The 24,570-nt window shown below is 74.1% G+C and carries 21 protein-coding genes; 8 read left to right on the forward strand and 13 right to left on the reverse strand.

Annotation, left to right across the window (positions count from 1 at the left end):
* Nucleotides 1-191 precede the first annotated feature (191 nt).
* Both uvrA and rsgA read right to left on the reverse strand, forming a co-directional pair.
* Nucleotides 192-3,134 carry an excinuclease ABC subunit UvrA gene (gene uvrA, locus ACSNOA_RS23395; protein ID WP_436661417.1) on the reverse strand — a complete coding sequence of 981 codons (2,943 nt, stop codon included), beginning with the start codon at nt 3,132-3,134 and terminating at the stop codon, nt 192-194.
* 165 nt (nt 3,135-3,299) lie between these two features.
* Entirely contained in the window at nt 3,300-4,379 is a 1,080-nt protein-coding gene (rsgA, locus tag ACSNOA_RS23400; protein ID WP_436661419.1) for a ribosome small subunit-dependent GTPase A, read from the reverse strand.
* Nucleotides 4,380-4,555: 176 nt separating this feature from the next.
* On the opposite strand from rsgA, the gene ACSNOA_RS23405 reads away from it, so the two are divergent.
* Nucleotides 4,556-5,272, forward strand: coding sequence for a maleylpyruvate isomerase family mycothiol-dependent enzyme (locus ACSNOA_RS23405; protein ID WP_436661421.1), 717 nt, complete (start codon nt 4,556-4,558; stop codon nt 5,270-5,272).
* A gap of 7 nt (nt 5,273-5,279) precedes the next feature.
* Nucleotides 5,280-5,933, forward strand: coding sequence for an MBL fold metallo-hydrolase (locus ACSNOA_RS23410; protein WP_436661422.1), 654 nt, complete (start codon nt 5,280-5,282; stop codon nt 5,931-5,933).
* 83 nt (nt 5,934-6,016) lie between these two features.
* Here the strand turns inward: ACSNOA_RS23410 and ACSNOA_RS23415 are convergent, their stop codons facing one another.
* From ACSNOA_RS23415 to ACSNOA_RS23425, 3 genes are all read right to left on the reverse strand, one after another.
* Nucleotides 6,017-6,562 carry a hypothetical protein gene (locus tag ACSNOA_RS23415; RefSeq protein WP_436661424.1) on the reverse strand — a complete coding sequence of 182 codons (546 nt, stop codon included), beginning with the start codon at nt 6,560-6,562 and terminating at the stop codon, nt 6,017-6,019.
* Between the two features lie 150 nt (nt 6,563-6,712).
* Nucleotides 6,713-7,333, reverse strand: coding sequence for a DedA family protein (locus ACSNOA_RS23420; protein WP_436661425.1), 621 nt, complete (start codon nt 7,331-7,333; stop codon nt 6,713-6,715).
* A 98-nt stretch (nt 7,334-7,431) separates the two neighbouring features.
* Nucleotides 7,432-8,112 carry a class I SAM-dependent methyltransferase gene (locus tag ACSNOA_RS23425; protein WP_436661427.1) on the reverse strand — a complete coding sequence of 227 codons (681 nt, stop codon included), beginning with the start codon at nt 8,110-8,112 and terminating at the stop codon, nt 7,432-7,434.
* A gap of 184 nt (nt 8,113-8,296) precedes the next feature.
* Between ACSNOA_RS23425 and ACSNOA_RS23430 the strand changes: the two genes are divergently transcribed.
* Nucleotides 8,297-8,500: a cold-shock protein gene (locus ACSNOA_RS23430; protein ID WP_076467683.1), complete on the forward strand. Its 204-nt coding sequence runs from the start codon at nt 8,297-8,299 to the stop codon at nt 8,498-8,500.
* A 46-nt stretch (nt 8,501-8,546) separates the two neighbouring features.
* Here ACSNOA_RS23430 and ACSNOA_RS23435 read toward each other — a convergent pair whose 3' ends face one another.
* The 5 genes from ACSNOA_RS23435 to ACSNOA_RS23455 form a co-directional block, all read right to left on the reverse strand.
* Nucleotides 8,547-9,866 carry an MFS transporter gene (locus ACSNOA_RS23435; protein WP_436661429.1) on the reverse strand — a complete coding sequence of 440 codons (1,320 nt, stop codon included), beginning with the start codon at nt 9,864-9,866 and terminating at the stop codon, nt 8,547-8,549.
* Nucleotides 9,863-10,438, reverse strand: coding sequence for an ArsR/SmtB family transcription factor (locus ACSNOA_RS23440; protein WP_436661431.1), 576 nt, complete (start codon nt 10,436-10,438; stop codon nt 9,863-9,865). The genes ACSNOA_RS23435 and ACSNOA_RS23440 overlap by 4 nt, the downstream gene beginning before the upstream one ends.
* A 109-nt stretch (nt 10,439-10,547) precedes the next feature.
* Nucleotides 10,548-11,429, reverse strand: coding sequence for a hypothetical protein (locus tag ACSNOA_RS23445; protein ID WP_436661432.1), 882 nt, complete (start codon nt 11,427-11,429; stop codon nt 10,548-10,550).
* 162 nt (nt 11,430-11,591) lie between these two features.
* Entirely contained in the window at nt 11,592-13,292 is a 1,701-nt protein-coding gene (locus ACSNOA_RS23450) for a CocE/NonD family hydrolase (protein ID WP_436661434.1), read from the reverse strand.
* 5 nt (nt 13,293-13,297) lie between these two features.
* Nucleotides 13,298-13,813 carry a MarR family winged helix-turn-helix transcriptional regulator gene (locus tag ACSNOA_RS23455; protein WP_436662423.1) on the reverse strand — a complete coding sequence of 172 codons (516 nt, stop codon included), beginning with the start codon at nt 13,811-13,813 and terminating at the stop codon, nt 13,298-13,300.
* Nucleotides 13,814-13,922: 109 nt separating this feature from the next.
* On the opposite strand from ACSNOA_RS23455, the gene ACSNOA_RS23460 reads away from it, so the two are divergent.
* Nucleotides 13,923-16,049 (forward strand): MMPL family transporter, encoded by a 2,127-nt coding sequence (locus ACSNOA_RS23460; protein ID WP_436661436.1) that lies wholly within the window; start codon nt 13,923-13,925, stop codon nt 16,047-16,049.
* Between the two features lie 39 nt (nt 16,050-16,088).
* On the opposite strand, the gene ACSNOA_RS23465 is transcribed toward ACSNOA_RS23460, so the two are convergent.
* Both ACSNOA_RS23465 and ACSNOA_RS23470 read right to left on the reverse strand, forming a co-directional pair.
* Nucleotides 16,089-16,964, reverse strand: coding sequence for a transglycosylase SLT domain-containing protein (locus ACSNOA_RS23465; RefSeq protein ID WP_436661438.1), 876 nt, complete (start codon nt 16,962-16,964; stop codon nt 16,089-16,091).
* A gap of 31 nt (nt 16,965-16,995) precedes the next feature.
* Nucleotides 16,996-18,408 carry a DedA family protein gene (locus tag ACSNOA_RS23470; protein ID WP_436661440.1) on the reverse strand — a complete coding sequence of 471 codons (1,413 nt, stop codon included), beginning with the start codon at nt 18,406-18,408 and terminating at the stop codon, nt 16,996-16,998.
* 135 nt (nt 18,409-18,543) lie between these two features.
* Here ACSNOA_RS23470 and typA point away from each other — a divergent pair, with 135 nt between their 5' ends.
* Together typA and ACSNOA_RS23480 are read left to right on the forward strand one after the other, a co-directional pair.
* The gene (gene typA / locus ACSNOA_RS23475) at nt 18,544-20,412 is read left to right on the forward strand and encodes a translational GTPase TypA (RefSeq protein WP_436661443.1); all 1,869 of its coding nucleotides are present in this window, start codon (nt 18,544-18,546) and stop codon (nt 20,410-20,412) included.
* Between the two features lie 228 nt (nt 20,413-20,640).
* Entirely contained in the window at nt 20,641-21,501 is an 861-nt protein-coding gene (locus ACSNOA_RS23480; protein WP_436661445.1) for a serine hydrolase, read from the forward strand.
* A 19-nt stretch (nt 21,502-21,520) separates the two neighbouring features.
* Here the strand turns inward: ACSNOA_RS23480 and ACSNOA_RS23485 are convergent, their stop codons facing one another.
* Complete coding sequence (locus ACSNOA_RS23485; RefSeq protein WP_436661447.1) at nt 21,521-22,327, reverse strand: tyrosine-protein phosphatase; 807 nt, start codon at nt 22,325-22,327, stop codon at nt 21,521-21,523.
* 99 nt (nt 22,328-22,426) lie between these two features.
* Between ACSNOA_RS23485 and ACSNOA_RS23490 the strand changes: the two genes are divergently transcribed.
* Nucleotides 22,427-23,500, forward strand: a complete 1,074-nt coding sequence (locus ACSNOA_RS23490; RefSeq protein WP_436661449.1) for a mandelate racemase/muconate lactonizing enzyme family protein — start codon at nt 22,427-22,429, stop codon at nt 23,498-23,500.
* Between the two features lie 82 nt (nt 23,501-23,582).
* A complete protein-coding gene (locus ACSNOA_RS23495; RefSeq protein WP_436661451.1) occupies nt 23,583-24,506 on the forward strand; it encodes an NlpC/P60 family protein in 924 nt (307 codons plus the stop codon).
* The last annotated feature ends 64 nt before the right edge of the window (nt 24,507-24,570 follow it).

Raw genomic sequence — 24,570 nt, forward strand, 5'->3', positions numbered from 1 at the left:
GCTCGCGTCGCCGACTTCGGGTCGGCAGGCCACACTCGCACGCCGCACCGGCTCCCGTCGCCGACATCGGCCCGCGTCGGCTGAACACCGCGCTCGCATCGCGGACATGGGCGCCCACGGAAACGGGGCGCGCCGTCGCCGACGCAACCCGCGTTCGCGATGTCCGCCGCACCCGTCCGGTGCGGTGCGGCTCAGCGTGCGCCGGCGGGGACCTTCCGGGTGGCGCGGGGCTTGGCGCCGTTGGCCTTGGCCGCCCGGGACGTCGCCGCCGCGGCGCCCTTGGCCTCGCCGTCGAGCCGGAGCACCTGGCGCAGGAACTGCCCGGTGTGGCTCTCGGGCACCTCGGCGACCTCCTCCGGGGTGCCGGTGGCGAGCACCGTGCCGCCCCGGTGGCCGCCCTCCGGGCCCATGTCGATGAGCCAGTCCGCCGTCTTGATCACGTCGAGGTTGTGCTCGATGGTGATCACCGTGTTGCCCTTGTCGACCAGGCCCTCGAGCACCATGAGCAGCTTGCGGATGTCCTCGAAGTGCAGGCCGGTCGTCGGCTCGTCGAGCACGTAGACCGTCCGGCCGGTGGACCGCTTCTGCAACTCGGAGGCGAGCTTGACCCGCTGCGCCTCGCCGCCGGAGAGCGTCGGCGCGGGCTGGCCGAGGCGGACGTAGCCCAGGCCCACGTCGACGAGGGTCTTGAGGTGCCGGTGGATGGCCGGGATGGCGGAGAAGAAGTCGGCCGCCTCCTCGATCGGCATGTCGAGCACCTCGGCGACGGTCTTGCCCTTGTAGTGGACCTCGAGGGTCTCCCGGTTGTAGCGGGCGCCCTTGCAGACCTCGCACGGGACGTACACGTCGGGGAGGAAGTTCATCTCGATCTTGATGGTGCCGTCGCCGGAGCACGCCTCGCAGCGGCCGCCCTTGACGTTGAACGAGAACCGGCCGGGCCCGTAGCCGCGCACCTTCGCCTCGGTGGTCTCGGCGAAGAGCTTGCGGATGTGGTCCCAGACGCCGGTGTAGGTGGCCGGGTTCGACCGCGGCGTACGCCCGATGGGCGACTGGTCGACGCCGACCACCTTGTCGACGTGCTCGAGCCCGGTGACCCGGGTGTGCCGGCCGGGCACCAGCCGGGCGCCGTTGATCTGGTTGGCCAGCACGGCGTGGAGGATGTCGTTCACCAGCGTCGACTTGCCGGAGCCGCTGACGCCGGTGACGGCGATGAGCTGCCCGAGCGGGAAGCTCACCGTGAGGTTGCGCAGGTTGTGCTCGCGCGCGCCGTGCACGACGAGCTCCCGGCCGGGAGTCTGCGGGCGGCGCGTCTGGGGCGTCGGGATCGACTTGCGACCCGACAGGTACGCCCCGGTCACCGACTCCGGGTTCTCCAGCAGCGCGGGCACCGAACCGCTGTGCACGATCTGGCCGCCGTGCTCACCGGCGCCCGGGCCGATGTCGACGATCCAGTCGGCGGTGCGGATCGTGTCCTCGTCGTGCTCGACGACGATCAGGGTGTTACCGAGCCCGCGCAGCCGGACGAGGGTCTCGATCAGCCGGTGGTTGTCGCGCTGGTGCAGCCCGATCGAGGGCTCGTCGAGCACGTAGAGCACGCCGACGAGCCCCGAGCCGATCTGCGTCGCGAGCCGGATGCGCTGGGCCTCGCCACCGGAGAGGGTGCCCGCCGGCCGGTCCAGCGACAGGTAGTCCAGCCCGACGTCGAGCAGGAACCGCAGCCGGGCGTTGATCTCCTTGAGCACCCGCTCGGCGATCATCTTCTGCCGGTCGGTCAGCTCGATGCCGGCGAGCAGCTCGGCGCACTCCCCCACCGACAGGTTGCAGACCTCGGCGATGCTCTTGCCGGCGATCGTGACCGCGAGCACCTCGGGCTTCAGGCGGGTGCCGCCGCAGGACGCGCAGGGCACGTCGCGCATGTAGCCCTCGTACTTCTCCCGCGACCACTCCGACTCCGTGTCGGTGTGCCGGCGCTCGATCCACTGCACCACGCCCTCGAAGCCGGTGTAGTAGGAGCGCTCACGGCCGTACTTGTTGCGGTAGCGCACGTGCACCTGGTCGTCGGAGCCGTGCAGGATCGTCTTCTGCGCCCGCGACGGCAGTGCCCGCCACGGGGTGTCCAGGTCGAAGTGCTGGGCGTCGCCGAGCGCCTCGAGCAGCCGGAGGAAGTACTCCAGCGTGTGCCCGCTCGACCAGGGCTGGATCGCGCCCTCGCGCAGCGTGCGCTCCGGGTCGGGGACGACCAGCTCGGGGTCGACCTCCTTCTTGGTGCCCAGGCCCGTGCACTCGGGGCACGCGCCGTACGGGGCGTTGAAGGAGAAGACGCGGGGCTCCAGGTCCTCGATGGCGAGCGGGTGGTCGTTGGGGCAGGCGAGGTGCTCGGAGTAGCGCCGCTCCCGGTCGGGGTCGTCCTCGGGCAGGTCGACGAAGTCCAGCAGTACCAGGCCGCCGGAGAGCCCGAGCGCGGCCTCGACCGAGTCGGTCAGCCGCTGCTTGGCGCTGGGCTTGACGCTGAGCCGGTCGATGACCACCTCGATGGTGTGCTTCTCCTGCTTCTTGAGCTTCGGCGGCTCGGTGAGCGGGTGCACCACGCCGTCGACCCGGGCCCGGGCGTAGCCCTTCGCCTGGAGCTCGGAGAAGAGGTCGACGTACTCGCCCTTGCGACCGCGGACCACCGGGGCGAGCACCATGAACCGGGTGCCCTCGGGCATGGCCAACACGCGGTCGACGATCTGCTGCGGGCTCTGCCGGGAGATCCGCTCGCCGCAGACCGGGCAGTGCGGCTCGCCGACGCGCGCGAACAGCAGCCGGAGGTAGTCGTAGACCTCGGTGATCGTGCCGACGGTGGAACGCGGGTTGCGCGAGGTCGACTTCTGGTCGATCGAGACCGCCGGGCTCAGGCCCTCGATGAAGTCGACGTCGGGCTTGTCCATCTGGCCGAGGAACTGCCGGGCGTACGAGGAGAGTGACTCCACGTAGCGCCGCTGCCCCTCCGCGAAGATCGTGTCGAAGGCCAGGCTCGACTTGCCCGACCCGGAGAGCCCGGTGAACACGATGAGGGCGTCCCGGGGCAGGTCGAGACTGACGTCACGCAGATTGTGCTCGCGCGCGCCACGGATGATCAGTCGGTCGGCCACGGTCCGTGTACTCCCGGTGGAAGAAGATGAGGCGGTTCTGTCCGCTCGACGGCAAGGGTGAGCGGTTGTGCGGGCGCAGGAATGACGCCTCGGCAACTCTAGCCCTGAGGTACGACAATTCTCCGCGCCCGCACATTCCCCCAGCTCAGACCGGTCGGCCGGGTGTCAGAACCCGCCCGGCGACGGCGGCCGGGCGGGCCGGTTCGCACGCCGGCGGGCCCCCCGCCAGCCGCCGCGTCGCTCGGACGCCAGCCGGGCCTCCCGCCGCCGGGTCTCGAAGGCGACCTCGCGCTGCAACCGGCGCCAGCTCTCCCACCGCCGCGCGGTCAGCTCGCCGCTCTCCAGCGCCTCCCGCACCGCGCAGGCGGGCTCGCCGTCGTGCGCGCAGTCGGCGTACCGGCAGCCGGTGGCGAGGTCGGCGATGTCGGCGAACGCCCGGTCCAGGCCCGCCGAGCCGTCCAGCAGGCCGACCGCCCGGACCCCGGGGGTGTCGACGACGGCGCCACCGCCGGCCACGGGCACGAGGGAGCGCCACGTGGTCGTGTGCCGGCCCTTGCCGTCCACCCGCCGGATGGCCTGCGTGGGCATCACCACGGCACCGGCCAGCGCGTTCACGAGGCTCGACTTGCCCGCACCGGAGGGCCCGAGCAGGCCGAGGGTGCGCCCGTGCGCGACGTGCGCGCGCAGCGGGTCGAGGCCGGCGCCGTGCTCGGCGCTGACGGGCAGCACCGGCACGCCCGGGGCGACGGCCGCGAGCTGGCGGGCCACCGCGCCGGCGTCGGCCGCCAGGTCGGCCTTGGTGAGGACGACCAGCGGGCGCGCCCCCGACTCGTGGGCGAGGGAGAGCAGCCGCTCGATGCGGCCGGTGTCCGGTTCCGGGTGGACCGGTTCGACCACCGCGGCGGCGTCCAGGTTGGCGGCGAGCACCTGCCCGCTGGCGTCCTTGCCGGCGGTCCGGCGCACCAGGGCGGTGCGGCGGGGCAGCACCGCCTCGACGGTGCGCCGGCCGTCCGGCCAGGCGCCCACCAGCACCCAGTCGCCCGCGCAGGGCAGGTTGGTCAGGTCACGGGCGGCGGCGGCGAGCACCGTGCCGCCCAGGCTGGCGCGGACCGGGCCGTCCGCGCAGAGCACCGTGCAGACACCCCGGTCGACCCGGGCCACCCGGCCCGGTCGGTGGTCGGTGCCCCGGCGTACGTGGGCCGCCCAGTCGGCGTCCCAGCCGAGGGCGGTCAGGTCGATTCTCATGGCGCTTCCTCATCGGTGTCGGAGGGTTTGGCGGAACACGCGTGCCACGACCGGCATGAGCCCCACCTCCTCCCGACGTCCCGGTGCCGCGTTGCCGCCGACGGTAGGGCGCGCGGCGACGCGCCGGAAGCGATTTCCGCGACGACGGGGGGCCGCCGGACCGCTAGGGTCGGAACGTGACCCGGGATCCGCTGCTGTTGACCGGCGAGGTGGACGCCGCGACGACGCGGCTGTTGCGCACCGCGGCGGCCTTCGACGAGGCCGACCTGGCCGCCGCGTCGCTGTTGCCGGGCTGGACGCGGGGCCACGTCCTGGCCCATCTCGCGCGCAACGCCGACGGTTTCGTGAACCTGCTCACCGCCGCCCGCTCCGGCGAGCCCCGGCCGATGTACGACTCACCGGCCCGCCGGGCCGCGGACATCGAGGCCGGCGCCGCCCGGCCCGCCGCCGCCCACCTGGACGACCTGCGCCGCTCCGCCGACCGGTTCGCCGAGGCCGTGGCCGCGACCCCCGCCGAGGCGTGGAGCGCCACCGTCACGACGCCCGGCGGGCCCCGGGTGGCCGCCGAGCTGATCTGGTGCCGGCTGCGCGAGGTGGAGGTGCACCACCTGGACCTGGCCGCCGGGCACCGCCCGGCCGACTGGCCGGAGTCGTTCGCCCACCGGCTGCTGCACGAGGTCGCCACCGACCTCGTCGCCCGACCCGGGGTGCCGTCGATGGTGCTCCGCTTCGACGGCAGCCGGCACGAGCTGGTGATCGGGGTACGCGAGGGCGCGCCCGTCGTCGCCGGCCCCGCTCCCGACCTCGCCGCCTGGCTCATCGGCCGCGGCGGCGTCGACCCGCTGACCGTCACTCCCGACGGCCCCCTGCCGAATCCACCGGAATGGATGTAGAGACCAGATGACCTACAGCGGTGACGCGAGCCCCGGCGGTGCGCCGGCGGTACGCGAGCTGGACCGGCTCACCATCAGCAAGCTGTCGGTGGGCCCGATGGACAACAACGCGTACCTGTTGACCTGCCGGAGCACGGGCGAGCAGGTGCTGATCGACGCGGCCAACGAGGCGCCCCGCCTGCTGGAGCTGGTCGGCGGCGATGGCCTGACCGCCGTGGTGACCACCCACCAGCACATGGACCACTGGGTGGCCCTGGAGGAGGTGGTGGCGAAGACCGGCGCCCGGGCGCTGGTGCACGCCGACGACGCGGCCGGCCTGCCGATCGACGCGGAGACGGTCGCCGACGGCGACACGATCCCGGTCGGTGACTGCGCGCTCGAGGTGATCCACCTGCGCGGGCACACGCCCGGCTCGATCGCCCTGCTCTACCGGGACCCGGCCGGCACGCCGCACCTGTTCACGGGCGACAGCCTCTTCCCCGGGGGGGTGGGCAACACCGACAAGGACCCGGAGCGGTTCGCGCTGCTGCTCGGCGACGTGGAGCGGAAGCTGTTCGACCGGTTGCCCGACGACACCTGGTTCTATCCGGGTCACGGCAAGGACAGCACGCTCGGCGCGGAGCGGCCGGCGCTGCCGCAGTGGCGGGCCCGCGGCTGGTAGCCGCCGGGGTTTCGTACGGCCCCTGGATCAGCACGGCCGTGGCCGCCCACCGTGTCGGGTGGGCGGCCACGGACCGCGCGGGCCTAGTTCTGGTTCAGGTCGACGATGACGTCCTGGTCGGCGCACGCCGTCTGCAGTCCTGACATGTGCGTCGTCAGCGGACCCATGAACGCGAGGGCGCCCATCTCCTGCCCCTCGGGCAGCTGCGACACCTGCCACACGACGTCCATGAGGGCGGTGCCGTGCTCACGGATCTTGTCGTGGCGGGAGTCCTCGAACAGCTCCCGCACCTCCCGGTACTCGGCCTCGGTCAACTTGTCGTCACTGCCTCGTTTGTCATCGCCGACAACCGACGTTCCGTCCCGCATGGCCTTGCAGGCCGCGACGCCGGAGTCCTCCTTGATGTAGCCGTCCCACACGACGTAGCCGGCGACGCCGAGCAGGAGCACGGCGACAGCAGCGCCGACGCCGACGACCAGCGGCTTGCGGCTGCGCCCGGCGGGCGGCGTGATCGGCGGTACGGCCGGCTCGGGGCCGTAGCCGGAAACCGGCTGGTACTGCTGCGGCGGATACGCCGGGCTGCCCTGGTCGTCGGGCTGCGGCTGCTGCGTCTGGTACGGGTCGGTCATGGTTCAGCTCCCCACGTGGTGTTCGGCTCGTCGATCGTGGTGGGGATGGCGGTGCGGAACTACCCCGTGTCGGGTAGCTGACGGCGAATGTGGCCGCTCGGGCGAGGCGGCTCCCTCATCGGGCCGCCGTCGCGTGGCCTTGCGGCCGTATCAGGCGGCGTCCACACCGGTCACCGCGCGCAGCCGGCGCCGGGTCGCGACGAGCACCGCGCCGGCGAGCACCAGCCCGACCGCCATGGTGACCAGCATGGGGCTCGACTCGCCGGGAAGCAGCCCGGCGAGCGACCGGGACGCGGTGCCGAGGACCAGGTAGAGCCCGGCCCAGCCGGCGGCGCCGAGGGCCGCGCAGCCGAGGAACCGCCGGTACGACATCCGCAGTCCGCCGGCGGCGAGCGGCAGCAGCGCGTTGAACACGGGCAGGAACGGGGCCACGAGCACCATCCGTCCGCCGCCACGGCGCAGGATGCCCTCGGCGGCCGCCCACCGGGCCTCACCGATCCAGCCGCCGAGGCGGCTGTGGCGCAGCCGGTCGCCGTAGCGCCGGCCGGCCAGGAAGCTCAGCGACCAGCCGGCCAGGCAGCCGGCGACCACGGAGGTGAAGGTGGCCAGCCCGGTCGCGGGCCGGCCCACCCCCACCGCGGCGAGGATGGCCACGTCGCCGGGGACCAGCACCCCCAGCAGCGGTACGGCGTCGAAGAGCATCACCACCCCGAGCACCCCCATCAGCAACGTGGTGGGCAACTCTCCGACCTGGGCCAGCCAATCCGCCATGACCCGTACGCTATGGCCCTGCGCGACCCGCCACATCCGGCCGCATCCCCCACTGTGCCCCTGATCATCGTCTCGGGGTGGACCCTGAGCCGGCGGTTTCAGGCGGGGCGCAGCACCTGCACCCGGCGCACCGGAGAGTCGACCGCCGGTTCGGTGGTCGGCACCGGGTAGCTGGCGACCGTGGCCAGCCGGTCCGGCGGCAGGTGGCCCCGGTCCGGGTCGCCGACGAGCACGTCGGCGCCGCCGGCCGCCGCCCGGGCCAGGAAGGGCAGCATGCGGTCGGCCAGCGCGCGGTCGTAGAGCACGTCGCCGGCGACCAGCAGGTCCGCGCCGACCACGGCGGAGTCGAGCAGGTCGCCGCCGGTGGCCGTGACGCGTACGCGGTTGACCCTCGCGTTGACCGTCACGGCGGCGACGGCGTACGGGTCGATGTCGTTGGCGGTCACCTGGGCGGCGCCGGCGAGCGCGGCGGCGATGGCCACCAGGCCGGACCCGGCGGCCAGGTCCAGCACCCGGCGTCCGGCGGCCAGCTCGGGGTGGTCGAGCAGGTGGCGTGCCAGGGCCTGGCCGCCGGCCCAGACCGACGCCCAGTACGGGGGCGGCAGCCGGTGGCCGGCGTTGGCCTCCATCCGGGCCCACCACAGGATCGGGTCCTCGGCCAGGTGCAGCCGCACCTCGGGCACGAAGGGCGCGGGCGCCAGCCGCAGGCCGTCGGGGCCGTGGCCCACGGCGATCTCGCGTTCCAGCTCGGACAACGCGACCGCCGTGGCATCTCTCATCGGCGCAAGCATGCCCCAGCCGGAGGGCCGTGGTGCCGATTTTGTGGGGTCGCCGGAAGAGTTCACCCACTCGCCTACGGCACTTCGCCCGGCGGATAGGGGTTTGGCCCGTTAGTGTCGGGGAGGTACAGGGCGATCATCGGCGGCGGCCGGTGGTGGCCCGCTTTGGAACAGGGAGAGACGCATGGCAACCGGCACGGTTAAGTGGTTCAACTCGGAAAAGGGCTTCGGCTTCATCGAGCAGGACGGCGGAGGCCCGGACGTGTTCGTCCACTACTCGGCCATTCAGTCCAGTGGCTACCGTGAGCTCAGCGAGGGGCAGAAGGTCGAGTTCGAGGTGACGCAGGGCCAGAAGGGCCCGCAGGCGGACAACGTCCGTCCCATGTGATCGCGCCGGTGACGGCGGCCGGGAGCCCGGCCGCCGTCGCGGTGTCTCACCTCGCCGGCTCGTCCGCCGCCGGTGGCCGGGCCACGTCGGCGGGCTCCCGGGGTGCGCGGGGCAGGTCCCGGTGGCGCCGCAGCGGGCCCACCAGCAGGATCAGCGGCGTCACCGCCAGCCAGGCGGTCATCACCAGCACCGCGACGCGCGCGCCGAACGCGGCGCCCAGCGCGCCGGCCAGCAGTGCCGCCGGTGGGATGGTGCCGAAGTTGAGCAGCTGCATGCTGACCGTGACCCGGCCCAGCAGGTGGTGCGGCGTGTACGTCTGCCGGAAGCTGCCCTTGAGCACGTTGTTGACGGCCACTCCGAGGCCGATGAGGATCCCGCCGAGGGCCGGCCAGAGCAGGGCGGCGCCGGGCCCGGCGAGCGGGATCAGCAGCGCGGGCGGGCCGGCGAGCGCCGCCGCCATCAGCGTGGCCCGCGCGGTGCCGAGGCGCCGGCCGGCCACGGTGGCCAGCATGGCCCCCGCCACGCCCCCGACGCTCATGACGGCGACCAGCAGGCCGACCGGGCCCGGGGCGAGCCCGACCTCCCGGACCAGGAACACGACGAGCACCGCCTGGTAGCCGACGAGGCCGATGTTGCTGGCCGCGCCGAAGACCGTCATCACCCGCAGGTACGGGTCGCGGGCGACGAACCGCAGGCCGTCGGCGATCTCCCGGCGCAGCGACCGCGACCGGTCGGCGCGCGCCGGCCGGGGTTCCACCGTGCGGATCCGGGCCAGGCAGGCGGCCGAGACCAGGAAGCTCACGGCGTCGAGCAGCAGCGCGGCGACCGCGCCGACGGCCTGGGCGATCAGGCCGGCGAGGCCCGGCCCCACCACGTAACTCGCGGTGTGGGTGACCTGTAGCTTGGCGTTGCCCTCCGGCACCTCGGCCGGAGGCAGCAGCACGGGCAGGTAGACCTGGTCGGCCGTCTCGAAGAAGACCCGGGCTAGCCCGGCGCCGAGCGCGACGAGCAGCAGCTGCCAGACGGTGAGCACCCCCACCAGCGCGGCGGCCGGCACGCTGAGGAAGAGCAGCGCCGACACCACGTCGCAGGTGATCATGACGGGTCGTCGGGGCAGCCGGTCCACCCACGCGCCGGCCGGCAGGCCGACCAGCAGCCAGGGCAGCCACGCGGCGGCGGTGAGCACCGCCACCTGCACGGTGCCCGCGTCGAGCACGGCGACCGCCACCAGGGGCAGCGCCACGGCGGTGACGTTGCTGCCGATGCTGCTGACCGCCTGGCCGGCCCAGAGCAGCCGGAAGTCGCGGTGCCACAGCAGCCCGCCGCGACGCCGGGGCGGCGATCCGGCCGGGGCGAGCGCGGTCACGGCTTCGCCGGGACGCCGTAGGCGAACAGGAAGACCGGCTCGCGGCGCCGCCCGTCGTCGGGGACCTTCCGGTCGGCCCAGCGGGCCAGCAGGTCGATCACCTCGCGCCCCAGCTCCCCCAGCTCCTCCGGTGTGAGGTGCAGCCAGCGGTCGGTGGAGAACGGGCCGTCGCCCCAGGCCGCCTGCGCCGCCTCGTCGGCCGCGTGCCAGGCGCGGGCGAGCGCGACGTGCCGGTCGAGGGTGAGCGAGGTGGCCGCGTCGGCCACCGCACGGTCGGCCGGGTCGGCGTCGAAGTCGGTGTTGGACCAGCGCACTCCCCGACTGACCAGCCGCCACCACCGCTCGCGCCGGTCACGCGCCAGCTCCGGCGCCTCGGCGACCAGCTCGGCGGCGGCGAGCATCTTCAGGTGATGGCTGACGTTGGCGGGCGCCTGGCCGGTGCGCTCGGCGAGCAGGCCGACGGTGGACGGGCCGTGCACCTTGAACACGTCCATCAGCCGGCGGCGCAGCGGGTGGGACATGGCGGCCAGCACCCGCGAGTCGGTGACATGGCGTACGTCGAGGTTCTCCATGGCACCACGATGGCATTGGCAATAGGTGTTGCGCAAGACTTATTGCGAAATAGGAGTTGCCGGTTGGGGTGGGCGGGCCGCCCCCGGGCCGGGGCGGCCCGCCCACGAATCAGGCGGCCATCCGGCGCGCGAGCTCGTCGGCGACCTGCTTGGCGATCGTCGGCGGTATCGCCGCGGCGATCTTTTCGGGCGTCAACCCCGCCAGCACGCCCTGGATGATCGCCGGCTCGTCGGTGAAGTCCTTGCCGGCCAGCGTCGACAGCGCCGTCTGCAGGGCGGTCAACTGGGTGGTGATGCTCTTCAACGTGGGGTAGCCGCCCGTGGGCGCCCCGGTGTGGTCCTCGCCCGCCGACATCCGGGTGTAGATCTGGCCGATGGGGTTGCGCCCGTCGAGCACGGTCAGGTTCTTGTGGATGGTGGCGAGCCAGTTGTGCTCTTCGCTGGTCATGTCGTCGTCCTCCAACAGACCGATGGTGGTCAGGTAGCGGCGGAACAGGGGTCTCTGGTCCCGGCCCGCCTTGATGGCGTCCCGGAAGAAGCTGAAGTGGGTGTGCCAGAGGTGCGAGTCGTCGCCGCTGGACCGCTTGCCGAGCCGGTCCCACCGGCGCACGGTGCGGCCGTCGGGGCTGTAGATGATCTCCCGGATGTCCCGGGTGTCCGCGGCGTTCGCGCCGCACTGGCCGACACACCACGTGGAGAAGCTGCGCAGGTCGTGGGCCTTGCCCTTGACGGTGACGCGGAACTGGCCGACGTCGAGGGCGGCCGCGTCCAGCGTCAGACCGGCACGGTCCCGTGGTGACTCGACCACCGAGTAGTCGTTGCTCACCACCCGGTCCGAGCCGCAGTGGTAGCCGCCCCGGTGGGCCGGGTCACCGACGATGCCCACCTCGGCGGGCTCCAGGTCCGCGTCGCGGGCTCTGTCCTTGTCGACGTTGAGGTACGTGAGCAGCAGGCTGCGTACGGCCAGAAGGTTCGCCGGAGCCCGGGTCATGTGGTCCCCCTTTCCTGGATGGACGGGGGCCGGGCGCGGCGTCACGCCGCGTACGCGGGGCGAGCCCAGCATGCGAGCCCGGCCAACTGGTGCACAGCGCCGGGCATTGCACCAACCATAGCCCGCTCTTCGGACAAACGCCCAGGTCAAAGCCCTTCACATTCACATTCGACGGTCCGGTCGACCATCGTGGACGATCGGCAGGACCAGCCCGGAAGGGTGCTCGGGATCGTGCAGGATCTCCCGACGACCGGCACGGAGCGTGACGGCCGTGCCGAGCGGCTCACCGGTTCCCGGGTTGCGCGCGTACCGGGGGTGGGCGCCGCCGGTGACCTGCACCCGCAGCCGGTGCCCGGCCGCGAACCGGTACGCGGTGGGCCAGAGCGGCACCGGCACCCGGACCGTCCCGTCCGGGCCGGGCGGGAACCGGTCGGGGGTGACCCGGACCAGGCCGTCGCAGACGTTCCAGGACCGTCCGCGGCGGTCCACGTCGCACAGCCGGACGAAGACGTCCAGGTAGGACAGCTCGCTGCGCACGTACACCTCGGCGCGGACCGGCCCCACCACCTCCAGCGGCGCGGGAAGCGGATCACCGGACCAGGTCAGCACGTCCGGGCGGGCCTCGACCCGGCGGTTGTCCACCGGTCCCGCGCGTTGCGCCACGAGCAGCGGGCCGCCGAGCGACGGGGTGGGGTGCGCGGGGTCGTACCGGAACGAGTCGGGGACCGACGGCACGGACGGCCGCTCGGCGAGCACGCCGTCCGGATGCAGGTGCCAGACGGCGGCGGTCGCGGGCGGCGGCCAGTCTGGCAGGTCCCGCCAGCCACTGCCCGCCCCGCCGACGTGTACCCGCACCGGGGCGGCCTCCGGTGCCGGCGCGACGTCGCGCCCCGGCGCGACCGCGGATTCCGCGGTGCGCCCCGCGAGGTGCCGGTTCAGCCAGTCCAGCCCCTCCCGCAACGCCGCCACCACGAGCCCGGGGCTGCCGTGCGTCCACGGCCCGACCACGAGACGCGGGCGCCGGCCCGCGGCACGCAGGACGGCGTAGTCGTCGAGCTGGGCCGGAAGGAAGATGTCGTGCCAGCCACTGACCATGGCCACGGGCGCCCGCGCCCGCGCCACCGCCTCGGCGAAGACGCGGGTCCGCCAGTAGTCGGCCTGCGGTGTGTGGTGGCGCAGCCACTCCTGGAAGAACGGGACGGTGACGCCGGTGGCGATCCGGTCCGCCTCGGCCAGCGGAAGGTGGGCCAGCGCGGCGGCGAGCCGGGGCTGGCCCCGCTTGAGTTCCCACTGGCGGGCCAGCCAGGGCACCGTCTGCGCCTGGAGCAGCTCCACCCAGGTGAGCACCGTGTCGAGGGCGAAGGACTCCCCCGCGTACGTCGAGTCGCGGGTGGCCGACGCGGTCACGACCGCGACCATGGCGCGCAGCTCGTCGCCCGCGCCGGCGGCCAGCGCCCACTGGACGAAGCCCTGGTAGCTGGCGCCGAAGGTGCCGAAGCCGCCGGAGTACCAGGCCTGGCGGCGCAGCCAGTCGAGGGTGTCCAGGCCGTCGTCGCGTTCGTGCACCAGCGGGGCGAACGCCCCACCGGAGCCGTCCGTGCCCCGACAGGACTGGATGACCACGTGGTAGCCGCGCTCGGCCAGGAGCCGGCCGAGCAGCCGCATCGGCCCGCCCCGCCCGTACGGTGTGCGGATCAGGACGGTCGGCGCCCCGCGCAGGTCGGGGGCGTAGTGGTCGGTGCGCAGCGGCACGCCGTCGCGGACCCGCACGGCGAGGCCGCGTCGGACCGCCACCCGGCGGGTCCGTGCCGGAGGCAGCCGCAGCACCGCGGCGGCGACCCGGGCGGCGAGCCGGTGCAGCACGGCGTTCAGCCGGCCGGCCGCCGGGACGGCCCGGTGCCGGCCGCCCGCACCTCGTCGCGGTGCTCGCGCATCGAGTCGACCATGGCCCGCAGGAAGCGGTGCACCACGCGCAGCTCGTCGTCGCCGAACTCCGCCATCACCGCGTCCGTACGCCGGCCGAGCGGCTGGAAGAACGCCGTGGCCAGGGCGGCGCCGGGGTCGGCGTAGCGCAGGAGGACCTTGCGCCGGTCCGCGGTGTCGCGGTCGCGGCGGATGTGACCGGCGCGCTCGAGCCGGTCGACGAGGGCGGTCACCGACCCGGACGAGAGGTTGAGGTGCTCGCCGAGGCGGCCGGGGGTGATCGGATCGCCGGCCACCTCGGCGTCCATGACGGCGAGGAGCGCCTGCAGGTCGGTGGCGTTGAGGCCGTGCCGGCTCGCGAACGCGTGGCCGATGTGCTGCGCGTCCACCGAGTAGCGCCGCAGGTCGCCGGTGATCTCCGCGACGAGCCGCTCGCGCGGCGTGTCCCGCCGCCGGTACATGCCCTGCGCCGTCACCTGCCGCCTCACCCCCGTCGCGTCACCCGGTTTGCAGCATAGTTCAACCGGGAATAATCTCGGCTATCAAGATACTCGACCGTCGGGGGTTTCGATGGGGTTCCTGCGTGCGACCGCCCGACGGCTGGCCGGAGTGGTCGCCGGCCGGTGGAGCGCCTGGGTGGTCCTGCTGGTGGCCGTGGCCGTCTCCGGGGCGCTGGTCGCCCTCGGCGGGAAGGCCCGCACCAGCAACGACCCGACGGGGGCGTTGCCCGACAGCAGCGAGTCCGTCCAAGCCGCGGCCCTCGCCCGTGAGCTGCCCGGCGGTCAGCTCAACCCGGCCCTGGTGGTCTACTCCCGCGACGGCGCTCCACTCGACGCCCGGGACGAGGCGGCCCTCGCCGCCGACGCCGCCCGGTTCCGACCGATCGCCACGGGCGAGATCTCCTCGCCGATCCTCTCCCCCGACCGCCGCGCCGCGCTGCTCGCCGTGCCGCTGCCCGCCGACGCCGGCCCCGAGGCGACCGCCGACACCGTCGACCGGCTCCGGGCGATCACCCGTGACGGGCTGCCGGCCGGGCTCACCGCGCAGGTCAGCGGCGGTGCGGGGTTCCGCGCCGACGTCGCCTCCGCGTTCGACGGCGCGAACGTCACCCTGCTCCTCGTCACCGTCGCGGTCGTCGCGGTGCTGCTCATCGTCAGCTACCGCAGCCCCTGGCTCTGGCTGGTGCCGCTGGCCGTCGTGGGCACCGCGGACGTGGTCGCCAACGCGCTGATCGCCGTGGTGAGCCGGGCCGTCGACCTGCCCATCGACCCCTCCACCACCGGCATCGTCGACGTGCTGGTGTTCGGCGCCGGCACCAACTACGCCCTGCTGCTGATCGCCCGGTACCGGGAGGAGCTGCGCCGCCGGGAGGACCGGCGCGACGCGCTGTGCCGGGCGTTGACCTCGGCGGGCCCCGCCGTCGCCGCGAGCGCCACCACCGTCGTGCTGAGCCTGCTCACGCTGACCGCCGCGGTCCTGCGCAACGACCGGGCCATCGGCGTCGCCGGCGCGGTCGGCATCGGCACCGCCGCGCTCTACGGCCTGCTCGTCCTGCCGGCCGCCCTGGCGGTCTGCGGCCGCGGCCTGTTCTGGCCCTTCGTGCCCCGACCGGGCCAGCCCGACCCGACCCGCACCGGCGGCTGGGCGCGAGTCGGCGCCCTGGTGGCCCGCCGGCCCCGCGCCGTGCTCGCCGGCGCGCTCGTCGTGCTGGCCGTCCTCGCGGCTGGGCTCACCGACGCCCGGCTCGGCCTCAGCAAGACCGAACAGTTCCGGGTGCAGGCCGAGTCCATCGACGGCCTGCGTACGCTCAGCCGCCACTTCCCCGCCGGCAGCGCCGACCCCGTCGTGGTCGTGGCGCGGGCCGACGCCGAGCCGGCGCTGCTCACCGCGATCACCGGCACACCGGGGGTGGCCGACGCCCGGCCCGCCGGCCGCACCGCGGGGCTCGTCGGCGTGGACGTGGTCCTCGACGCGGAGCCCGACAGCGGGGCCAGCTACGACACCGTCCGCGAACTGCGCGAGCGGGTGCACGCGGTGCCCGGCGCCGGGGCGAAGGTCGGCGGCACCGTGGCGGCCAACCTCGACACCCGCGACGCCGCCGTACGCGACCTCAGGGTGGTCGTCCCGCTGATCCTCGGCGTGGTGCTGCTCGTGCTGCTGGTCCTGCTGCGCGCGGTCGTCGCGCCGCTCGTGCTGGTCGCGACCGTGGTGGGCACCTTCTTCGCGGCGCTCGGCGCGGGAACCTTCCTCTTCACCCACGTGCTGGGCTACGCGGCCCTGGACACCAGCGTGCCGCTGCTGTCCTTCCTGTTCCTGGTGGCGCTGGGCGTGGACTACAACATCTTCCTGGCCACCCGGGCCCGTGAGGAGGCCGCCGGCGAGGGCACCCGCCGGGGCATCCGCACCGCGCTCGCGGTCACCGGCGGCGTGATCACCAGCGCCGGGATCCTGCTGGCCGCGGTGTTCGCCGTGCTCGGTGTGCTGCCCCTGGTCACGCTCACCGAGATCGGTGTCATCGTCGGCCTGGGGGTGCTGCTCGACACGCTGCTGGTGCGCACCCTCCTGGTGCCGGCGATCGTGCTGCTGTTGGGTCGGTGCTTCTGGTGGCCCGGGGCGCTCTCCCGGCGCACCGACCCCACGCCGGCCGACGCCGCACTGGCGGTCGCCGCCGCCGACCGGGCCGGCGCGCCCGGCTGAGCCGGCACACCGGTCCCGCTCCGGGCACCCTGCCCGGTGTCAGTAGTCGAGGCAGACGCACTCGGTCATCAGCGCACGGACGTTGCGCACGTACTGCGGGTTGGGGATGGCCAGCGGCTCCCCCTCCTGCGCGACCGCGCCGTGTCCGAAGTTGTACGCCGAGATCACCGCGTTGAGCAGGCACGAGTTCAGCTCGCTCGTGCACAGCTCGGCGTCCAACGTGTAGTCCGAGTCGAAGTACATGTCGCCGATGTACTTGGTGAGCCAGGCCAGGTAGGTGCCGCCCAGGTAGGCGTTGTCCCGGTAGTCGTCGATGTCGTAGCTCTGCTCGAACCGCTGGTTCATCCAGTCCGCCGTCCCCGGCATGACCTGCATGAGCCCGATCCCGCCGTCGCAGGCCACGATGTGCGACTGCCACCCGCTCTCCTGCCAGGCGGTCGCCTTCATGAGGTTCAGCGGGATCCGGATGTCCGGGGCCGACACCGGCCAGTACTGGCGGTCGGCGGCGGCCGTCAGAGCGTCCTTGACCTGGGCCCGGGTGGCCTGGGTGCCGCGGTAGCTCGGCTTGCAACCGCTCGGCGCGGGCTTCGGCGGCGGGGGCGGCACCCGGGTCTCGGTGGGCGGCTTCGGCACCGCACGCGGGCCGGCCGTGCGGCTCGGCTTGGGGCGCGGCTTCGCCGACGGCGACGTGCTGCGCGACGGGGACGGGGCGAGGCCCATCCCCTCGGACGCGGGGACGGACGGCTCGGGGGCCTCCACCGGCTCGGCGCTGGCCTCGCCCGACACCTCCACGGGGGCGGCGACCGGCTCGGTCACCTCCTGCGGCCGCGCGTTCTGCCCGGCGCAGCCGCCCATGGCGAGCACCAGCAGCCCGGCGAGCACCACGGCACGCGTCCGCCCTGTCCCTCGGCGCATCCCCGTTCCCTCCCGTCGGCGTCGCCGCACCCTAACAGGGCTCCACGGGCCGTCGTTGCCCCTCGGACCGCTCCGGCGCCGGCTCGGGGCGCCGCCCCGGCCCGCCGACCGCCCGGTCCCGTGTGGCCCAGGCCACCATGAACACCACCGTCCAGAGCACCCCGAGCAGCACCGCCGCAACCGTGCCGCTGGCCGTGCTGAGGCCCAGGTAGAGGCGGGCCCCGGCGAGGCAGACAACGCCGGCCGCCGCCGCGGTCCAGGCGGCCACCGCCCGCGGCCAGCGGGCGCCCCGGGACAGCAGCCAGGCGAGCGTGCAGAAGCTGGCCGTCACGACCGCGTTCTGGGTGGGGAAGAGGATGCCGTCCGGGCCGCTCCCGGCCGAGCCGGCCAGGTCGGCGGCGACGGCCAGCACCACGAGCGGGACGAACGCCCCCACCGTGCCCACGAGGCCCAGCAGATCGGCCCGCCACGGCCGGCTGCGCCACGCCAGCACGGCGGCGACCACGGCGACCAGCGTGATCAGGACGGGGCTGCGCAGCGCCGACACCGTCGCCGTCGCGGCGTCGACCACGTCCGGGGTACGCCGGGCGGCGAACCAGTCGGCGATGGCGCCGTCCACGAGGGCCAGCCCGCTGTGCCGCACCACCAGTTCCAGCAACTCGGCGAAGGCGAAGCCGGCGACGAAGAGCAGCCCGAGACCGGCCACGAGGTTCAGCAGCATCGTCCACCCGGACCCGATGCGCATGGCGAGCAGGAAGAACAGCACGCCGTACCGGCCGGACAGCCAGCGCACCGGAGGCAGGGCGGTGGCCCGCGACATAAGCGCCCGGACCGGGTCCGGGTTGCGACCCAGCCACCGGCCCACGAGCACCACGGCCACCAGAGCCACCAGCAGCACCAGCACGGCCCCGGTCGCCCGGCCCAGCAGGCGCGAGACCGTCTCGTACGACTCGCCGGCCAGGTAGCCGAGCAGCACCGACCCGGAGACCCAGGTGGCCACCCCCGCGAGGTTCCACGGCGCGAACCGCCGGTACGGCATCCCGGCGGCGCCGGCCAGCCGTGGCACCAGCGTGCGGGCGAACGCGATCCAGCGGGCCGCGAGGACACCGCGGCCGCCGAGCCGGTTGAGCAGCCGGTCCGCCCGGTGCCAGCGTTCCGGCCCGACCCGGTTTCCCAGCCCGCTGGCCCGCAGCCGGGGCCCGTACCGCCGGCCCGACCGGAACGCGAGTGTGTCACCGGTCACCGCGGCGAGGATCATCACGACCAGGGCCGGGCCGAGCCGCAGCGTCCCCGCGTACGCTAGGAAGCCGACCAGCAGCAGGGTCGCCTCGCCCGGCACCAGCAGACCGAAGATCACGGCGGTCTCACCCGCGACGATCAGCGCGGCGACCAGGTAGATCAGCAGGGACGGCAGCCCCTGCAGGACGGTCAGCAGGTCGTGCACTCGGCCCCCATGAACACGGGGTCAGCATGCCAGCCGCCGGAGCGGCTGGGACAGGAGTTCCACGAGAGATCCGGGCCATTCGGGGGATGACCCCGAGGCGGAACCGGCAACCGCAGACAGGAGAGTATGGAGGGTATGCAGCTTCGCACCGACCTCCGCAACGTCGCCATCATCGCCCACGTCGACCACGGCAAGACGACCCTGGTCGACGCCATGTTGCGGCAGGCCGGCGCGTTCGGCGCCCGGGCCGAGGTGACCGACCGGGTGATGGACTCCATGGACCTGGAGCGGGAAAAGGGCATCACGATCCTGGCCAAGAACACCGGCGTGCACTACATGCCGGCCGACGGCTCGGACCCGGTGACCATCAACATCATCGACACCCCCGGCCACGCCGACTTCGGCGGCGAGGTCGAGCGCGGCCTCACCATGGTCGACGGGGTGGTCCTGCTGGTGGACGCCAGCGAGGGCCCGCTGCCGCAGACCCGCTTCGTGCTGCGCAAGGCGCTCCAGGCCCGCCTGCCGATCATCCTGGTGATCAACAAGGTGGACCGCCCGGACGCCCGGATCAAGGAGGTCGTGGACGACACGTACGAGCTGTTCCTCGACCTCGACGCCGACGAGGAGCAGATCGACTTCCCGATCGTCTACGCCTGCGCCCGCGACGGCATCGCCTCGCTCACCCAGCCCGCCGACGGCGCCGTCCCGGACGACAGCCACAACCTCGAGCCGCTCTTCCGCACCCTGCTCGACACCATCCCGCCGCCCGCCTACGAGGAGGGCGCGCCGCTGCAGGCGCACGTCACGAACCTCGACGCCTCCCCGTTCCTCGGCCGGCTCGCGCTGTGCCGGGTGCGGCAGGGCACGATCAGCAAGGGCCAGACCGTGGCCTGGTGCCGCACCGACGGCAGCACCCAGCGGGTACGCATCTCCGAGCTGCTGATGACCGAGGGCCTGGAGCGCAAGCCGGCCGACTCCGCGGGCCCCGGCGACATCATCGCCGTCGCCGGCATCCCCGAGATCATGATCGGTGAGACCCTCGCCGACGCGGAGAACCCGGTTCCGCTGGCGCTGATCACGGTCGACGAGCCGGCCATCTCGATGACCATCGGCACCAACACCTCGCCGCTGGTCGGCCGGGTGAAGGGCGCCAAGGTCACCGCCCGCATGGTCAAGGACCGCCTCGACAAGGAGCTCGTCGGCAACGTGTCGCTGCGGGTCCTGCCCACCGAGCGGCCGGACGCCTGGGAGGTGCAGGGCCGCGGCGAGCTGGCGCTGGCCATCCTCGTCGAGCAGATGCGCCGGGAGTCGTACGAGCTGACCGTCGGCAAGCCGCAGGTCGTCACCCGCGAGATCGACGGGAAGACCTGCGAGCCCGTCGAGCGGCTCACCATCGACGCCCCGGAGGAGTACCTGGGCGCCATCACGCAGCTCCTCGCGACCCGCAAGGGCCGGATGGAGCAGCTGGTCAACCACGGCACCGGCTGGATCCGGATGGAGTGGCTGGTCCCGGCGCGCGGCCTCATCGGCTTCCGCACCGAGTTCCTCACCGAGACCCGGGGCACCGGCATCCTGCACCACGTCTTCGAGTCCTACGAGCCGTGGTTCGGCGAGCTGCGTACCCGCAACAACGGCTCGCTGGTCGCCGACCGGTCCGGCTCGGTCACGGCGTTCGCCATGACCAACCTGCAGGAGCGCGGGCAGCTCTTCGTCGAGCCGGGCACCGAGGTGTACGAGGGCATGATCGTCGGCGAGAACTCCCGCTCCGACGACATGGACGTCAACATCACCAAGGAGAAGAAGCTCACCAACATGCGGTCGTCGACCGCGGACGAGACCGAGAAGCTCATCCCGCCGCGCAAGCTGTCGCTGGAGCAGGCCCTCGAGTTCTGCCGCGAGGACGAGTGCGTCGAGGTGACCCCGGCCGCGGTGCGCATCCGCAAGGTGGTGCTGGACCAGACCCAGCGCGGCCGGATGGCCGCCCGCCGCAAGCACGCCGGCTGACCCACCCAGCCCCGGCCCCCGAGCCCGGCCCGTCGTACCCGGCGGGCCGGGCTCCGCCGTCTCCACCCCGTCCCGCCCGCCCGCCCGCCCCCGGCTCGTTGATCATGAAGTTATTGCCCGCGATCCCGGCGTGTCGAGGCAACAACTTCATGATCGACCGGGATGGCGCGGGCGCGAGCCGCCGGGGCGCGGCCCCGCCGGGCGGCATGATCGGCTACGGTCACCCGCATGCCCTGGGACGACCTCGACGCGCACCTCGACACGGTGCCCGGCACCGTCTCCGCGTACGTGGGACGGCTGGACGCCGAGCCCACCTGGACCCGGCAAGCGGACGCCACCCACTACGCGGCCAGCACCATGAAGGTGGGCGTGCTCGCCGCCCTGCACCGTGCCGCGGAGGCGGGCGCGCTCGACCTCGACGCCCCCGTGTCGGTGGTCAACGCGTTCGACTCGGCGCAGCCCGGCGCCCCCCGGTTCACGTGCGCGCAGCACTACGACAACGACGACGAGGTGTGGGCGCGGGTGGGCGGCGACGCGCCGCTGCGCTGGCTCGCGCACCGGATGATCGTCCGCTCCAGCAACCTCGCCACCAACCTGCTGATCGGCCACGTCGGCCTGCCGGCGGTGGCCCGCGTGTGGGACCTCGCGGGCGCCCGGCACAGCGTCACGGGCCGCGGCATCGAGGACTTCGCGGCCCGCGAGGCCGGCATCACGAACCTCGTGACGGCCGCCGACCTGGCCGCCCTGCTCGGCGCCCTCGCCACCGGGGCCACCCGCCCCGGCCCGATCGCCTCCCCGGCCGGCTGCGCCGCCATGCTGGACGTCCTCGCCGCCCAGGAGCACCGCGAGGACCTCGCGGCCGGCCTGCCGCCGGGCACCCGCATCGCCCACAAGAACGGCTGGGTACGCGGCGTCCGCCACGGCGCCGGCGTCGTCTTCCCCGACGACGCTCCCCCGTACACCGTGGTCGTCTGCACCACCACCGACCTCGCCGACGGCGGGTCGGACGGCGACGGGGCCGACGACGACGCCTGCCGCCTGATCGCCGACATCTCCGCCCGGGTCTGGGCCGCCCGCCACGACCTCTAGGGCGAACCGGCCGGCCCTCTCACTCCAGCAGCTGCTCCCGCAGGGCCGCGACGTCGTCGTCGGTCAGCCCCAGACCGTCGCGCAGGTACGCCCCGAACGACCCGTGCGCCCGACGCACCTCGTCGTAGCCCGCGTCGAGATACTCGGGGCGCACCTCCAGCACCGGCAGCACCGCCTCGACGTCCAGCTCCGGCTGGCGCCGGCGCATCGCCTCGACGAGCACCGCCCGCAGGCTCTCGGTGAGCGTGTTGTTGCGCAGGTAGTCGGCCCGGATCGCCGCCTCGTCCACACCCAGCGCGGTCAGCAGGATCACCGTGAGCCAGCCGGTGCGGTCCTTGCCGGCCGAGCAGTGGTAGACCAGCGGCAGGTTCTCGGCCCGGGCCGCGAGCCGCACCGCCTCGGCGAACCCGGCGCGCGCCGACTCCCCCGTCACGAACCACCGGTAGATCGCCGCCATGGCGGCCGGCGTGCCCTGCCGGGCCAGCTCCGCGTACGCCGTGAGGTCGTGGCCGAGCAGCACCGCCGAGACGTACGTGAACACCGGGTGCTCGGCGTCGTGCACCGGCAGGTGCACGAGCCGCGGATCGCCGACCAGCCGGTCCGGCGGCGCCACGGTGATCTCCGAGTGGTCGCGCAGGTCCACCACGCAGGCCGGGGCGAGCTTGCCGAGCACCGGCAGGTCCTCGTCGGTCAACCGCCCGAGCGCCGGCGTACGGATCAACCGCCCCGCCCGCACCCGCCGGCCGTCCGCGCCGACCAGGCCGCCCAGGTCCCGGGCGTTCGGCGCCCCCACCAGCTCCCAGTCCCGCCCGCCGCGCTCGCCCACGCCCGCCTCCCGCGTCCCGCACCGGCACCGCGCTACCCCGAGTCGATCAGCCAAAGCCGACCGTCCCCGCGCCCGCGGTCTGCGTATAGGGTGCCGCACATGACGATCGCCGAGGTACGCACCCACCGGCTCACCGCCCCTCTGCACACGCCGTTCGTCACCGCGCTGCGCCGCACGACCACCGTGGACACCCTGGTCGTCGAGGTAGTCGACGGCGACGGCCGGTCCGGGTTCGGCGAGGCGCCGCAGGTGTGGCAGGTCACCGGGGCGTCGATCGACGGCTCGGAGGCGTGCGTCCGGCAGCTGCTCGGTCCGCTGCTCACCGGCCGCGACCCGGACGAGCTGGTGACCCGCTGCGCCGAGGTGCAGCGCGCGGTCGTCGGCAACGAGGCCGCGAAGTCGGCAGTCGACGTGGCGCTGCACGACCTCGCGGCGCGGCGGCTCGGCGTCCCCCTCGTACGCCTGCTCGGCGGGACGGCGCTCAGCGTCCCGACCGACGTCACGCTCGCCGCCGGGGAGGCGGCGGAGCTGTCCGAGGCCGCCGGCAAGCGCCGCGCCGAGGGCTTCGACGTGCTCAAGCTGAAGGTCGGCACGGACGCCGCCGGCGACCTGGACCGGGTCCGGGCCGTACGCGAGGCGGTCGGCCCCGGCGTGCGGATCCGGCTCGACGCGAACCAGGGCTGGACGCCCCGGGAGGCGGTTCGGGTGATCCGCGGCGTCGAGGACGCCGGCCTGGACGTGGAGCTGGTCGAGCAGCCCGTCGCCCGGTGGGACCTCGACGGGCTCGCCTGGGTCAGCGACCGGGTGGACGTGCCGATCCTCGCCGACGAGGCGGTCTTCGGTGCCCGCGACCTCGTCGAGGTGATCCGCCGCCGGGCGGCCGACCTGGTCAACGTCAAGCTGGCGAAGTGCGGCGGCCTGCATCCCGCCCGTACGCTGCTCGACCTGGCCGCCGCCCACGGCCTCGGCACCGTCGTCGGCTCGATGATGGAGAGCGAGGTCGGCATCGGGGCCGCCGCCAGCCTGGTCGCCGCGTACGGCACCAGCGCCGTGTCGGACCTGGACGCCGCCTGGTGGCTGGCCGCGTCGCCGGTGCGCGGCGGGCTCCGCTACGAGGGCGCCACCGTCGTGCTGCCGGACGCTCCCGGGCTCGGTATCACCGCCGTGTCGTGAAGTAAACGTGCACCCGGCTGTTGAGGGTTGTGGGTTTCTTTCATAAGGTCGCGGGAGCGGACGGCATGACCTGGGGGGAAACGTGGAGCTGCAACCGGGCCGTGAGGCCGTCGTCCGGGCCGCGGTCGCGACCCTGTGGACCTCACCCGAGGCGGTACGACCCGTCGACCGCCCCGCCCTCGCCGCGCGCACCGACATCCCCGCCTGGATCTCCGGGATGGACAGTGACCAACAGGTCGGCGACTGCGTCCTGAGCCAGCTGCTGCTCGGTGAGCGGGTCCTCGTCACCGAGCTGCGACCGGACGGCTGGGCGCACGTGGTCGCCGTCGAGCAGCCGGCCGGAGACCTCGACCCACGCGGCTACCCCGGCTGGCTGCCCGTCGACCAGCTCGTCGCGGCCGAACCGGGCCCGGCCACCGACGGCACGCCCCTCGTCGTGGACGCCACGGTCAGCGAGCTGCGCGCCGGCCCCGACGGCCCGGTGGTGCTGCCCGGGATCGTGCTCGGCACCCGCCTCGCGGCGGCCGGCCCGGCCCGCGACGGCTGGCGGCCGGTCCACGCCCCGGGGCACGCCGAGCCACTCTGGCTGCCCGACGCGCACCTCGCGCGCGTGCCGGTGGCGCCGCCCTCGGCCGCCGACGTGCTCGCCGTGGCGCAGCGGCTGCGGCACGTGGTCTACGTGTGGGGCGGGGTGTCCGCGTACGGGATCGACTGCTCGGGTCTGGTCCACCTGGCCTGGCGGCGGTTCGGGGTGCAGCTGCCTCGCGACGCGGCCGACCAGGCGGCCGCCACGACGCCCCTGCCGCTCGGGGCCGAACGCCCCGGCGACCTCTACTTCTTCGCCCGCCCCGGTCGCAAGATCCACCACATCGGCATCGTCACGGCGGAAGCCCGCAACGGCGACGACCGGCGGATGCTGCACGCCTGCTACCGGCAGCGCCGGGTGCTCGAGGAACCGCTCCCGGCCGAGCGCACCGCCACCCTGGTCGGCGTCCACCGGGTCTGACCACCGCGTACGCGCCGAGGGGCGCCACCCGAGGCCGGGTGGCGCCCCTCGTTCGCCCGTACGC

This window comes from Micromonospora sp. URMC 103, from assembly GCF_051386435.1.
GTDB lineage: Bacteria > Actinomycetota > Actinomycetes > Mycobacteriales > Micromonosporaceae > Micromonospora.